The 12,748-nt window shown below is 71.4% G+C and carries 13 protein-coding genes; 6 read left to right on the top strand and 7 right to left on the bottom strand.

From position 1 onward, the window contains the following. Positions 1 to 261 precede the first annotated feature (261 nt). Positions 262 to 684: a VOC family protein gene (locus tag DSC45_RS15160; RefSeq protein ID WP_119291071.1), complete on the top strand. Its 423-nt coding sequence runs from the start codon at positions 262 to 264 to the stop codon at positions 682 to 684. Between the two features lie 5 nt (positions 685 to 689). Next, positions 690 to 1,268 carry an HAD domain-containing protein gene (locus tag DSC45_RS15155; RefSeq protein ID WP_119291069.1) on the top strand — a complete coding sequence of 193 codons (579 nt, stop codon included), beginning with the start codon at positions 690 to 692 and terminating at the stop codon, positions 1,266 to 1,268. Positions 1,269 to 1,371: 103 nt separating this feature from the next. Here DSC45_RS15155 and DSC45_RS15150 read toward each other — a convergent pair whose 3' ends face one another. Further along, positions 1,372 to 2,733, bottom strand: coding sequence for a glutamine synthetase family protein (locus DSC45_RS15150; protein WP_119291068.1), 1,362 nt, complete (start codon positions 2,731 to 2,733; stop codon positions 1,372 to 1,374). Between the two features lie 203 nt (positions 2,734 to 2,936). Between DSC45_RS15150 and DSC45_RS15145 the strand changes: the two genes are divergently transcribed. Together DSC45_RS15145 and DSC45_RS15140 are read left to right on the top strand one after the other, a co-directional pair. Then, positions 2,937 to 3,617 carry a thioredoxin-like domain-containing protein gene (locus DSC45_RS15145; RefSeq protein ID WP_119291066.1) on the top strand — a complete coding sequence of 227 codons (681 nt, stop codon included), beginning with the start codon at positions 2,937 to 2,939 and terminating at the stop codon, positions 3,615 to 3,617. Then, positions 3,614 to 4,270 carry a DUF305 domain-containing protein gene (locus DSC45_RS15140; protein ID WP_119291064.1) on the top strand — a complete coding sequence of 219 codons (657 nt, stop codon included), beginning with the start codon at positions 3,614 to 3,616 and terminating at the stop codon, positions 4,268 to 4,270. Before DSC45_RS15145 ends, DSC45_RS15140 begins: the two co-directional genes overlap by 4 nt. Before the next feature lie 6 nt (positions 4,271 to 4,276). Here DSC45_RS15140 and DSC45_RS15135 read toward each other — a convergent pair whose 3' ends face one another. After that, the gene (locus tag DSC45_RS15135) at positions 4,277 to 4,894 is read right to left on the bottom strand and encodes an NADPH-dependent FMN reductase (RefSeq protein WP_119291062.1); all 618 of its coding nucleotides are present in this window, start codon (positions 4,892 to 4,894) and stop codon (positions 4,277 to 4,279) included. Positions 4,895 to 5,011: 117 nt separating this feature from the next. Between DSC45_RS15135 and DSC45_RS15130 the strand changes: the two genes are divergently transcribed. After that, positions 5,012 to 5,683 (top strand): TetR/AcrR family transcriptional regulator, encoded by a 672-nt coding sequence (locus DSC45_RS15130; protein WP_119291060.1) that lies wholly within the window; start codon positions 5,012 to 5,014, stop codon positions 5,681 to 5,683. On the opposite strand, the gene DSC45_RS36365 is transcribed toward DSC45_RS15130, so the two are convergent. Together DSC45_RS36365 and DSC45_RS36360 are read right to left on the bottom strand one after the other, a co-directional pair. After that, positions 5,668 to 6,510, bottom strand: coding sequence for an alpha/beta fold hydrolase (locus DSC45_RS36365; protein ID WP_240434642.1), 843 nt, complete (start codon positions 6,508 to 6,510; stop codon positions 5,668 to 5,670). The two genes, DSC45_RS15130 and DSC45_RS36365, sit on opposite strands and share 16 nt — an antisense overlap. After that, the gene (locus DSC45_RS36360; RefSeq protein ID WP_240434641.1) at positions 6,507 to 7,220 is read right to left on the bottom strand and encodes a DUF998 domain-containing protein; all 714 of its coding nucleotides are present in this window, start codon (positions 7,218 to 7,220) and stop codon (positions 6,507 to 6,509) included. The genes DSC45_RS36365 and DSC45_RS36360 overlap by 4 nt, the downstream gene beginning before the upstream one ends. A gap of 196 nt (positions 7,221 to 7,416) precedes the next feature. Between DSC45_RS36360 and DSC45_RS15120 the strand changes: the two genes are divergently transcribed. After that, the gene (locus DSC45_RS15120) at positions 7,417 to 9,183 is read left to right on the top strand and encodes an NAD+ synthase (protein WP_119291056.1); all 1,767 of its coding nucleotides are present in this window, start codon (positions 7,417 to 7,419) and stop codon (positions 9,181 to 9,183) included. A 107-nt stretch (positions 9,184 to 9,290) separates the two neighbouring features. On the opposite strand, the gene DSC45_RS15115 is transcribed toward DSC45_RS15120, so the two are convergent. From DSC45_RS15115 to DSC45_RS15105, 3 genes are all read right to left on the bottom strand, one after another. Beyond that, positions 9,291 to 10,511 (bottom strand): MFS transporter, encoded by a 1,221-nt coding sequence (locus tag DSC45_RS15115; protein WP_119291055.1) that lies wholly within the window; start codon positions 10,509 to 10,511, stop codon positions 9,291 to 9,293. 252 nt (positions 10,512 to 10,763) lie between these two features. Beyond that, on the bottom strand, positions 10,764 to 11,786 hold the full coding sequence (locus DSC45_RS15110; protein WP_119291053.1) for an endonuclease/exonuclease/phosphatase family protein: 1,023 nt from the start codon (positions 11,784 to 11,786) through the stop codon (positions 10,764 to 10,766). Positions 11,787 to 11,985: 199 nt separating this feature from the next. After that, complete coding sequence (locus tag DSC45_RS15105) at positions 11,986 to 12,690, bottom strand: TetR/AcrR family transcriptional regulator (protein WP_119291051.1); 705 nt, start codon at positions 12,688 to 12,690, stop codon at positions 11,986 to 11,988. Between the last annotated feature and the right edge of the window lie 58 nt (positions 12,691 to 12,748).

The following is a 12,748-nucleotide window of genomic DNA, read 5'->3' as shown; positions in this document are numbered from 1 at the left end:
CGCGCCCGCGGTGGTCCGAGCCTATCCGCAGCGCGGGCCGTGGGGGCCTGCGGCGTCGGGGGCCCGGGCGGGGATCGGGGCGATCCGGGTGCGGGGGGCGTGTTCGGTGGGCACCATCGGTTCCAGGCCGTGCAGGTGATCGCGGCGGCTCGCGCCGCACGCCGGGGATCCGCGATGGCGGACGGGCGGGGCGCACTGCACTGCACTGCACTGCTTACGGACACGCACGGGCACGGACACGGACACGCTAGGAGACGGACTGTGGACTACACCCTCGAAGTCGTACTGCTGCCGGTCAGCGACATCGACCGCGCCAGGGACTTCTACCGCGACAAGCTCGGCTTCCACGTCGACATCGACCAGGAGGTGATGCCCGGCATGCGGATCGTCCAGCTGACGCCACCGGGCTCCGGCTGTTCGATCGCGCTCGGCGACGCCATCTGGGACACGATGGACGGCCCGGCCCCGGCCCCCGGCTCGTACCAGGGGATGCAGCTGTGCGTCGCCGACATCAAGGCCGCGCACCAGGAGCTGACCGAGCGCGGCCTCGAGGTCGGCGAGCCCGTCTCGTACGGCGACACGGACGGCGCGACCTTCATGTACTTCAAGGACCCGGACGGCAACGGGTGGGCGATCCAGGAGTACCGCGTACGGGCTACGCAGCCGCTGCGGAGCGCGATCTGAGGGGCATGCGCGACGTAGAACGCGCCGGAGCGGCTCCCGCGCCCGGCGGTCCGCTGCTCTTCCTGGACGTCGACGGCCCCCTGATCCCGTTCGGGGCGACGCCGCAGCAACTGCCGGGCGGGTACCCCACGTTCCCGTCCGGCTCCTCCGGGGCGCCGGATCCGGCCGCGAATCCCCTGCTCACCAGACTCGATCCCGCGCTCGGGCCCCTGCTCGCCGCCCTGCCGTGCGAGCTGGTGTGGGCGACGACCTGGATGGACGAGGCGAACGACTCCGTCGCCCCGCGACTGGGCCTGCCCCACCTGCCGGTACTCGACGACCTGCCCGTACCCGACGATCCGGAGCAGGAGCCGACCGCGGTCGGCCTCGGGCGCCGGGCCCCGCACTGGAAGGTCCCGGCCATGGTCGCGTGGGCGGCCGGACGCGCATTCGTCTGGGTCGACGACGAGGTCTCGGGCACCGATCGTGCGTGGGTCGCGGCGCACCATCCCGGCCGGGCCCTGCTCCACCCCGTGGATGCTCGACTGGGCCTGACCGCAAGGGACTTCACCGTCCTGGACGACTGGCTCCGGGCCGCGCAGTGACCGCGGGCGCCCCGCCCCGGGGCGGCCCGACGCCCGGAGGGGCCCACGATCCGTCGTCGTGGGCCCCTCCGGAGCGGGAAGCGAAAAGCGCTCCGACCCCCGCCTACAGCACCGGCAGGTTCTTCCTCAGCTCAAAGGCCGTGACCTCACTCCGGTACTCCTCCCACTCCTGCTTCTTGTTGCGCAGGAAGAAGTCGTAGACGTGCTCGCCCAGGGTCTCGGCGACGAGTTCGCTGCGTTCCATCAGGGCGATGGACTCGCCGAGGTTCTGCGGGAGCGGCTCGATGCCCATCGCTCGGCGCTCGGCGTCGGAGAGGGCCCACACGTCGTCGTCGGCGCCGGGCGGGAGTTCGTACCCCTCCTCGATGCCCTTGAGGCCGGCGGCGAGCAGCACGGCGTACGAGAGGTAGGGGTTGGCACCGGAGTCGAGGGAGCGGACCTCGACCCGCGCGGAGCCGGTCTTGCCGGGCTTGTACATCGGGACCCGGATGAGGGCCGAGCGGTTGTTGTGCCCCCAGCAGATGTACGAGGGGGCCTCGCCGCCCGCGCCCGCGGTGCGCTCGGAGCCGCCCCAGATGCGCTTGTAGGAGTTCACCCACTGGTTGGTGACCGCCGAGATCTCGGCGGCGTGCCGCAGCAGTCCCGCGATGAAGGAACGGCCGACCTTGGAGAGCTGGTACTCGGAGCCGGACTCGTAGAACGCGTTGCGGTCGCCCTCGAAGAGGGAGAGGTGGGTGTGCATGCCGGAGCCCGGGTACTCCGAGAACGGCTTCGGCATGAAGGTGGCCTGGACCCCCTGCTCCAGCGCGACCTGCTTCATCACCAGGCGGAACGTCATGATGTTGTCCGCGGTGGAGAGCGCGTCGGCGTAGCGCAGGTCGATCTCCTGCTGTCCCGGCGCCCCCTCGTGGTGGCTGAACTCGACCGAGATGCCCATGGATTCGAGCATGGTGATCGCCTGGCGGCGGAAGTCCATGCCGACGTTCTGCGGGGTGTGGTCGAAATAGCCGGAGGAGTCGGCGGGCGTGGGCCGGGTGCCGTCGACCGGCTTGTCCTTCAGCAGGAAGAACTCGATCTCGGGGTGGGTGTAGAAGGTGAATCCGAGGTCGGAGGTCTTGGCGAGCGCCCGCTTGAGTACGTAGCGCGGGTCGGCGAAGGACGGGGAGCCGTCCGGCATCAGGATGTCGCAGAACATCCGGGCGGTGCCGGGGGCTTCCGCGCGCCACGGCAGGATCTGGAAGGTGGCCGGATCCGGCTTGGCGATCATGTCCGACTCGTAGACCCGCGCGAAGCCCTCGATCGCGGAGCCGTCGAAGCCGATGCCTTCGTCGAAGGCCTGTTCCAGTTCGGCGGGGGCCACCGCGACCGACTTGAGGAAGCCGAGTACGTCGGTGAACCAGAGCCGCACGAACCGGATATCGCGCTCCTCAAGTGTGCGAAGCACGAACTCCTGCTGCTTGTCCATAGCTACATCCTTGCAGTTCAGACGGCCTGTGCACACCGGGCGGGCATCGGGTGAGGGCTCCAGTGTCACGCCCCGGGGTTTCCGCCAGATTACGCACTCCCCCTGGCCCGGGGCATCCCGCGGACCACTACGATCAGCACGCTGCCCGTCCGGGCGCTCCGCTGTCCCCTTCCGAGCTCGACTCCCCTCCAGAAGGACACGTCATGAGTTCCAGCAAGTCCGGTTCGAACGCCCGCAAGGCCCGCATAGAGGAGATGCGCCGGGCGGAGCAGTCGCGAGAGCGCCGCAACCGTCTGATCGCCATCGTCGCGAGCACCGCGGTGGTGGCGGGCCTGGTCGGCTTCGGGTCCTATCTCTTCCTCAAGGAGCAGGACAAGAAGGACAAGGAGCAGGCGGCGGTCGAGACGGACCAGAAGAACCGCGAGAAGGCGGCGAAGAAGCCGATAGCGGACGAGAAGTCCTGGGACGCCAAGAAGCTGGGCCGTGACCATGTGACGAAGCCCGTCAGCTACCCGATGACTCCCCCGGTCGGCGGCGACCACGACCAGGTCTGGATGAACTGCAACGGCGACGTGTACGCCAAGGAGATCCCGAACAGGCACGCGGTGCACTCCCTGGAGCACGGCGCCGTCTGGGTCACGTACAACGACAAGGCGCCCGAGGGCGAGCTGAAGAAGTTCGAGGCGAAGGTGAAGGCCACGCCGTACTCGCTGATGAGCCCGATCGCCGAGCAGAAGGGCGCCATCATGCTCAGCGCCTGGGGCAAGCAGGTGACCGTGGACAGCGCCTCCGACCCGCGGGTCGAGAGCTTCTTCGGCAAGTACGTGCAGGGCAAGCAGACCCCGGAGCCGGGTGCCGCCTGCACCGGGGGTGTCGCGAAGTGAGGCGTTCCGGGTGGGCCGCGGTGTGCGCCACCGTCGCACTGGCCGCTGCCGGCGGTGTGACGGCGGCGCTCGCGGGCAGCCCGGACGCTCGCCAGGACGCTGCGGGGCCGGCCGGGGCCGCGACGGCCTCGCCCGGCCCCGCCGACGCGGGGTTCGCCCGCGACATGGCGATCCATCACCAGCAGGCCGTCGAGATGTCCTTCGTCGTACGGGACCGCACCGACGACGAGGAGGTACGGCGTCTCGCGTACGACATCGCCAACACCCAGGCGAACCAGCGCGGCATGCTGCTCGGCTGGCTCGACCTGTGGGACCTGCCGAAGGTGACCGCGGACAAGCCCATGAAGTGGATGGGCATGGAGCAATCGCCCGGGATGGACGCGGACGGTGCGCTGATGCCCGGGATGGCCACCAAGAGCGAACTCGGCCGGCTGGCGAAGGCGGACGGCCGGCAGGCGGAGGTCCTGTATCTGCAGTTGATGACCGAGCACCACAAGGGCGGGGTGCATATGGCCGAGGGCTGCGCGGACCAGTGCACGGTCGGCGCCGAACGGTCCCTCGCCAAGGGCATGGTGAGCGCCCAGGAGTCCGAACTCGACCTGATGGCCGACCTGTTGGAGAAGCGGGGCGCGGCTCCGCGCAAGGCCGGCTGAGCGGGGTCAGGCCGCGACGGCCGCTGCGTCCGCGCGCAGCGGGGCGAGGGCGTCGGACCAGGCGATGACGTCGTCGAAGAGTTCCTGCAGCGCGGCCTCCTGGTGAGCGCCCGGCGCGAAGGTCCAGGTGCTGGGGTCGGTCTCGTCGGCGTAGGTGAAGTCGGCGAACGCCGAGAGCGCCACCTGCGTCGCCACGTCGGCGATCCGCACTTCGCCGAGGATCGGGCGCAGCTGCTCGACCGCGCGCACGCCGAGACTTGAGCCGTAACTGATGAATCCCGCGGCCTTGTTGTGCCATTCGGCGGCGAGGTAGTCGATGGCGTTCTTCAGAGCGGCCGGTGGGGCGTGGTTGTACTCGGGTGTGACGAAGACGAATCCGTCGTAGCCGGCGATCCGCTCGGCCCAGCGGCGGGTGTGTTCGTGGCTGTAGTGCCCCCAGGCGGCGGGGAGTTCCTCGTCGAGGAGCGGCAGGGCGTGGTCGGCGATGTCGACGATGTCGAACTCGGCGTGCCCCTCCCGCACCGTCCGGTGCCGGGTGGCCGCCTCGTGGGCCCAGGCGGCGACGGTGGGGCTTCGGCGGCCGGGGCGGGTGGTTCCGATGATGATGGCGATGCGGGTGGTCATGGCGCTCCCTCTCGTGGCGCGTTCCTCGGCCGGTGCTTCCGCGGCGGACACGAGTAAAGTACAACGGGTAGCGCAAAAAAGTAAAACGGTTCATGCAGAAAATGGAAGGGTGTGCGGATGACCAGCGACGATGCGGCGCAGCTCGGGACGGGGAACGCCCGGGCCGCGAAGGGCCGGCCCCGCGGCGGAGTACTGGCCAAGCGGCGGGCCATCCTCGACGCCGCGCTCACGGTGTTCGCGCGCGACGGGTACACCCGGGCCGGTATCGACACCATCGCGCGGACCGCCGAGGTGTCCACGCGCACGGTCTACAACCACTTCCAGGACAAGGCGGAGCTCTTCGAGACCGTCATCCAGGAGAGCGCGACCCGGGTCGCCGAGGCCCAGATCGCCCTCCTGGAACGCCACTTGAGCGAGGTCACCGACCTCGAGCAGGACCTCGTGGCCTTCGGTACCGACTGGGTGTCGCCGACGGCGGACTACGCCGACCACTCCGCCCTGGTACGCCAGATCAACGCGGAGGTGCAGCACATCCCGGCCACCGCGATCGAGGCGTGGCAGGCAGCCGGGCCGCAGCGCGTGCAGCGTGAACTGGCTTTCCGGTTCGGCGAGTTGGCCGCCCGCGGCCTACTGGACGTGCCCGAACCACGCCGGGCGGCACGCCACTTCAGCGCGCTCGTCGCGGCCGGGACCCCGTCCCTGCCGGGCCGGGCCTGCGCGGACGAGACCGTCCGGGAGACGGTCGCCGCCGGCGTACGGGCCTTCCTGTACGGCTACGCCTCGGCCTGAGCCGTCCCGGCGTCGAGGACCGCGCGTGCCACGTCCTCGGGACGGTCGAGCATCACCAGATGCCCCGACCCCGGAGAGATGCGCAGCCGTGCGTCCAGGGTGCGGGCCAGCCAGACCTGCCGTTCCAGCCAGCGACGGCTCTCACCGGCCGCGAGCACGGTGACGGGCAGCTCCTCGGGGAGCGGGAACTGTCGTCGTACCGCCACCAGTTGGGCGGCCACGTCCCGGTAGCCGGCGTTCTCGGCGAGCACCGCGCGCGTGGCGCGTCCGGTGCCGTAGACCCGGCGCACGAGGTCGCGCGGGGCGGGGTCGCGGCCTCCCGTACGGGCGAGGCGTACGGCCGCGCGGCGCAGTGCCGGGCCGAGGGCGTACGGCAGACCCGAGGCGGCCAGCACCGTGCCGCACGCGCGCGTGGCGCCCGCCCGCAGCGCCGGTGCGGGACGGGGCCTGGCGTCCTCCTCGACGCTGGAATCCACCAGCACCAGAGCCGCCGTGCGCTCGGGCCGGAGCCGGGCGAACGCCTCGCAGTGCAGGCCCGCGAGCGAATGCCCGACCACGGTGACCGGCCCGGTCGCACCGCACGCGTCGAGCACCCTTCCGATGCGGTCGGCCTCACCGAGGAGCGAGGGCGCCACGCGCGCGTGGGCACTGAGACCGAGCCCCGGACGGTCGAAGCGGACGACGGTTCGGTACGGCGCGAGCAGCCGCGTCACCGCGTCCCAGTCGAACCACGCCTGCCCGAGCCCGCCCGACAGCAGGCACACAGGCCCGTGCCCCTGCACGACCACATGGTGAGCCACACCCCCGATCCGTACGAACGCGCTCACGGGCTCCCCTCCTTGGCGAGTGAACGGGCGAACAGGACGAGCCACAGGGCGATCAGAATCACCTGCAGCCGCTGCGCGAGACCGAGGAACCAGGTGCCCTGCCCCGCCTCGAAGGCCCCGACGGACGTCAACGTCCAGGCTCCGGCCGCCACTTCCGCCGCGACGATCCACGGACCGGTACGCGCCAGGAGCGACCGGCCGCGGCCGCGGCGCACGGCGACGGTCAACGCCGCCATCGCCACGAGCGCGGCCGCTGCGGCGAGAGAGCTGGTGCAGGTGTGCGCGACGTGGGACGCGGGCACCAGGCCCGCCGCCTCTCGCTCGGCGCACGCGGGGTCCGCGGTGGGTGTGCAGCTCAGCGGCACCCGCGAGTCCGCGACGGTCGCGGCACCGAAGACGGCCAGGGCCCCGAGGCCGGTGACGGTCCAGCGGGTCCCTGATGTGCGACCGGCAAGGACCACGAGGGCGGCGACCATCACGAGCAGCCCGGAGACCAGGTCGGTCGTCCGCAGGAGCCCGCCGAGCGGCTCCCCCTCGGCGGCGAGCTCGCTGACGTAATTGCGCAGCGGATCGAGCCCCGTCGCCACGAACACCTCGACGAGCCAGGCGCTGTAGGCCACCGCACCGAGCACGAGCAGGACGGCCGCCGCACGGCATCGTGTGCCGGGCGGCGGGAACGAGGGCGGTGGCGATGGTTCGAATCGGGGCATAGTGGGCCGAATCCTACGACCCAGGGCGGCAGCCGCGGCCGGTCACCCGGCCGAGCGAGCCTCCGGATCGGGCCCGTCCGAGGCCGGGCGAGCCGGCCGCACCACCCACCCCCGCCCCGCCCGCGAAGGACCGCCCCGGCAGACGCCGGCACCTCCCGGACCACATCGCGTCAGAAAGACGATTACACTGGGCGGCGTGCCTCAACTACGCCTCGCCTTGAATCAGATCGATTCGACCGTCGGTGACCTCGCCGGCAATGCCGAGTCGGTCGTGCACTGGACCCGTCATTCCGCCGAGCAGGGCGCCCACCTGGTGGCGTTCCCCGAGATGGTCCTCACCGGCTACCCCGTCGAGGACCTCGCGCTGCGGTCGTCGTTCGTCGAGGCCTCCCGGGCCGCACTGCGGGCGCTCGCCGCCCGCCTCGCGGACGAGGGGCTCGGCGAACTCCCGGTGATCGTCGGCTATCTCGACCGATCCTCGACCGCGCAGCCCAAGTACGGCCAACCGGCCGGAGCGCCGCAGAACGCCGCCGCGGTGCTGCACCGCGGCGAGGTGCGCCTCACCTTCGCCAAGCACCACCTGCCGAACTACGGGGTGTTCGACGAGTTCCGGTACTTCGTGCCGGGCGACACGCTGCCCGTCGTACGGGTGCACGGCGTCGATGTCGCGCTCGCGATCTGCGAGGACCTCTGGCAGGACGGCGGACGGGTGCCGGCCACCCGGAGCGCGGGCGCGGGCCTGCTGATCTCGATCAACGCCTCGCCCTACGAGCAGAACAAGGACGACAGCCGCCTCGAGCTGGTCCGCAAGCGCGCCCAGGAGGCCGGCTGCACCACGGCCTACGTGGCGATGATCGGCGGCCAGGACGAGCTGGTCTTCGACGGCGACTCCATCGTGGTGGACGCCGATGGAGACGTGGTCGCCCGCGCCCCGCAGTTCTCCGAGGGCTGCGTGGTCGTCGACCTCGACCTGCCCGCCGCCGGACCGGTTCCGGGGGGTGTCGTCGACGACGGCCTGCGCATCGACCACGTGGTCTGCTCCGAGGACCCGCTCGCACCCTACGAGGCGGAGCTGTCGGGCGGGTACGCGGAGCGGCTCGACGACGACGAGGAGGTGTACTCGGCGCTGGTGGTGGGTCTGCGCGCGTACGCCGCCAAGAACGGCTTCCGGTCGGTCCTGATCGGCCTGTCCGGCGGTATCGACTCGGCTCTCGTCGCGGCGATCGCCTGCGACGCGCTCGGCGCCCAGAACGTGTACGGCGTGGCGATGCCGTCGAAGTACTCCTCCGAGCACTCGAAGGGCGACGCGGCGGACCTGGCCAGGCGTACCGGGCTCAACTTCCGTACGGTGCCGATCGAGCCGATGTTCGACGCGTACATGGAATCGCTCGGCCTCACGGGGCTCGCGGAGGAGAATCTGCAGTCCCGGCTGCGCGGCACGATGCTGATGGCGCTCTCCAACCAGGAGGGCCACATCGTCCTGGCCCCGGGCAACAAGTCCGAGCTCGCGGTGGGCTATTCGACGCTCTACGGCGACTCGGTCGGCGCCTACGGACCCATCAAGGACGTCTACAAGACGTCGGTCTTCCGGCTCGCGAAGTGGCGCAACCGTGCCGCCGGCGAGGGCGGTCGGACCCCGCCGATCCCGGAGAACTCGATCACCAAGCCGCCGAGCGCCGAGCTGCGCCCGGATCAGGTGGACACGGACTCCCTGCCGGACTACGACGTGCTCGACCGGGTCCTGGCGATGTACGTGGACGCGGATCAGGGACTCGAGGCGATCGTCGCCGCCGGTTTCGACCCCGACGTCGTCACGCGGGTGCTCGGCATGGTCGACACCGCCGAGTACAAGCGACGGCAGTACCCGCCGGGCACGAAGATCTCCGCGAAGGGCTTCGGCAAGGACCGCCGCCTGCCGATCACCAGCCGCTGGCGCGAATCGCGGCCCGCTGCCGGAGCCTGACTCCGCGAGCCCGGAACAGCGCGAAGGGCCGCCGCACCGACTCGGAAGAAGTCGGTGCGGCGGCCCTTCGCGTTCGTTCGCGGCATCCAGGGCCTGTCGGCCCGGGTTCAGCCCACCCGTTCCCCGGAAGGAGCGTGCTCGGCGGTGGCACCGCCGGAGGCCACCACCCGGGAGCTGTCCCGTGCGGGCTCGCGGTCGAGGAGTCCGGCGGTGACGGCGATCGCCAGGCCGACGACGGCCAGTACGGCACCGACGAGGGTGGGAGAGGTCCAGCCCCAGCCGGCGGCGATGGCGACACCGCCGATCCAGGCTCCGCCGGCGTTGGCCAGGTTGAAGGCCGAGTGGTTGGAGGCGGAGGCGAGCGTCGGGGCGTGCTCGGCCTTGCGCATCACCAGCATCTGCAGGGGCGTCGTGGTCATGAAGCCCACCGCGCCGAGCAGGACGACGGTCACCAGCGCCGCCCACTTCACGTGCGAGGTGAAGTGGAAGGCGACCAGGACGACGGCGAGCGCACCGAGCGAGCCGTACAGCGTCGGACGCAGCGCCCGGTCGGTGAGGGGTCCCGCGGCGAGTGCACCGAGCGTCATACCGATACCGAAGAGCGCGAGGACCAGCGTCACGCTCGACGTCGAGAAGCCCATCACCTCGGTGGTGATCGACGCGAGGTAGGAGTACACCGCGAAGACACCGGCGAAGCCGAAGACGGCGGTGAGCAGGGCGAGCACCACCTGACGGTCGCCCAGCGCCCTGACCTCGCGACGGACGCTCTGCGTGGTGTCGCGCGGCATGTCCGGCACACAGCGGGCGAGTGCCGCCATCGAGACCAGCCCGATCGCTGCGACGACGAGGAACGTGGCGCGCCAGCCGAGGTGTTGGCCGAGCAGGGTTGCGGCGGGTACGCCGACGATGTTGGCCACGGTGAGGCCGAGGAACATGGTGGCGACCGCACGGGCCTGCCGGTCCTTGCGTACCAGGCGGGCGGCGACCACCGCTCCGACCCCGAAGAAGGCACCGTGCGGAAGACCCGCGAGCACCCGGCTCGCGGCGAGGGTGCCGAAGCCCGGCGCGAGCGCCGAGGCGAGGTTGCCGACGGTGAAGACGGCCATCAGGAGCAGAAGCATCCGCTTACGCGGGATGCGCGAGCCGAATCCGGTCAGGAGCGGGGCCCCGACGACGACTCCGATGGCGTACGCGGAGACGAGGTAGCCCGCGGTGGGCACCGAGGTGCCGAGATCGCCCGCGACATCGGGCAGCAGGCCCATCATCACGAACTCGGTGGTGCCGATGCCGAAGGCGGAGACGGCGAGCGCGAGCAGCGCCAGAGGCATGAGAGGCCTTTCGAACAGCAGGAGGAAGGCCGCATCGACCGGAGATCGTCCGGTGGATACGGCCCGATAAGTTCTTGAACGGAACAAAGTCTCGCAGGTCTTGTATTCCGCGGTGTTAACACTCGATGTCGGCCACCGGTCGGGCCCCGGAGCGCGCCGTGACGCCGGCCACTCGCCCCGAGGCCGGCAGGCAGGTCCCGCGAGCCGGGCGGCAGGTCCCGCACGTCTCGCGCGGTACGCCCGCCCCTGGATTCAGAGCCGGACCGAAGCCGCCAGCGGAAGGTGGTCGCTGTCCGTGCGGCCCAGCGCCCAGGACGACTCCGGCTCCACCCCGCGCACCATGATCTGGTCGATCCGTGCCATCGGGAAGGCGGCCGGCCAACTGAAGCCGAACCCGTCGCCGGCCGCGCCCTGGGTCGAGCGGAGTTGCGAGGTGACCGGCGAAAGGGCGCGGTCGTTCATCGTGCCGTTGAGGTCGCCGAGCAGGATGACCCGGTCGAGCGGCTCGTCCCGGATCGCGACGCCGAGCGCCTGCGCGCTCCGGTCGCGCTGCCCGGCGGTGAACCCGGCGTCGAGCTTGACCCGGACCGAGGGCAGGTGCGCGGCGAAGACGGCGACCTTGCCCTCAGGGGTCGCGACGGTGGTGCGCAGGGCCCGGCTCCAGCCGAGCTTGATGTCGACGGCCTTGCTGTCGCTGAGCGGGTACTTGCTCCACACCCCGACGGTGCCTTCGACCGTGCGGTACTTGAAGGTGCCGGCCAGCGCCTCGCGGTAGGCGGGCAGGTCGTCCTGGGTCAGTTCCTCCAGGGCCACCACGTCCGCGCCGGAGGCGGCGATCTCGGCCGCGGTTCCCCCGGGGTCCGTGTTCTCCGCGTTGACGTTGTGGGTGACGACGGTGAGGTCGCCGCCGGAACCGGACTTGTCGAAGACGAGGCCGCCGAACATGTTCAGCCAGACCACCACCGGCAGGACCGTGGCGATCAGCGCCGTGGCGGAACGCCGTACGAACGCCAGGACGATCACGACGGGGATCCCGAGGCCCAGCCAGGGCAGGAAGGTCTCGACGAGGCTGCCCAGGTTGCCCACGGCGTTCGGCACACGCGCGTGCAGGCCCATGACCATGGCGATCAGTACGGCGATCGCGGCGAGCACCAGGCCACGGCGCCAGATCCCGCGATCGTGCCGCAGGCCGGTCAGGGCCCGGCGCATGCGGTCCGTCCGGCTCTCGGGGCCGGACCCGTCGTGGCCCGTCTCCGTCGCGTACGCCTGCGCCATACCGTCGCCTCACTGACCTGCCGTGCACACCGTCCCCTGCCCCGAAACCCTAGGGGATACGGACGGTGCTCCTCGCCGCCCCGGAGCGCGGCCGTACGGTGCTGAGGACGTCCGGCCTGTCGGACCGGGTTCCCCGGCCGGGGGCAGGAGTGATGTCCGTGACACGAACGGGACGGGATGCGGACAGAGCGGTACGGGCTCACCTGCCGCTCGCACCGGGTTCGCCGTCCGCCGGCCTGAGCCCCGAGAGCACCGCGTCGACGACGGTCTCGGAGAGGCCTTCGGGCAGCGGGTCGTCGGAGTGCAGGATCGTGCGGGTCAGCATCGGGCCGGTGATCAGGAGGCCCATCAGTTCCGGGTCCAGGTCGCCCCTGATCTCCCCGGACTCCACCCCTCGGCGCAGCACGTCGCGCATCTGGGCGGCCCGCTCCGCGACGACATTGCGGTGGTACAAGTCCCAGAGCTTCGGAAAGGTCTTCGCCTGCGCGACGAGGTTGCTCAGGAGGGCGGAGTTGCGCTTGGCGAGTCCGCGCTGCCGGATGCCCTCGACGAGGGCCACCAGGTCGTCCCGTACATCGATCCCGGCGAGTTCGGGACCGGGGTCCTCCATCGCGGCGAGCACCTCGACCAGGAGTTCCTCCTTGCCGGACCAGCGCCGGTAGATGGTGGCCTTGCCCACCCCCGCGGTGCGGGCGATGCGTTCGATCGAGAGAGCGGCCAGCGGTACGCCCTCTTCGAGGACGGTGAGTACCCCTTCGAAGATGGCGCGCTCGACGGCCTCGCTGCGGGGGCGGCCGCGGGCGACGCGGGCACCGGCCTCGGCACCGGCCGCGGCTCCGGCGGCTGCGCCCCGGGTGCCGGCTCGCCTCTCGTGCGCCCCGCCGCTCCGCTCTCCGAGCCCCATGCCGGTCCTCCCTGTCGTCACGCCCGCCGTCGGGACGATTGTCCCGCGCCCGGCGGGG

The sequence above is a fragment of the Streptomyces sp. YIM 130001 genome (assembly GCF_003574445.1).
Classification (GTDB): Bacteria; Actinomycetota; Actinomycetes; order Streptomycetales; family Streptomycetaceae; genus Streptomyces.
The sequence above is the reverse complement of the archived record's forward strand: the minus strand, read 5'-3'. Positions and strand labels throughout refer to the sequence as shown.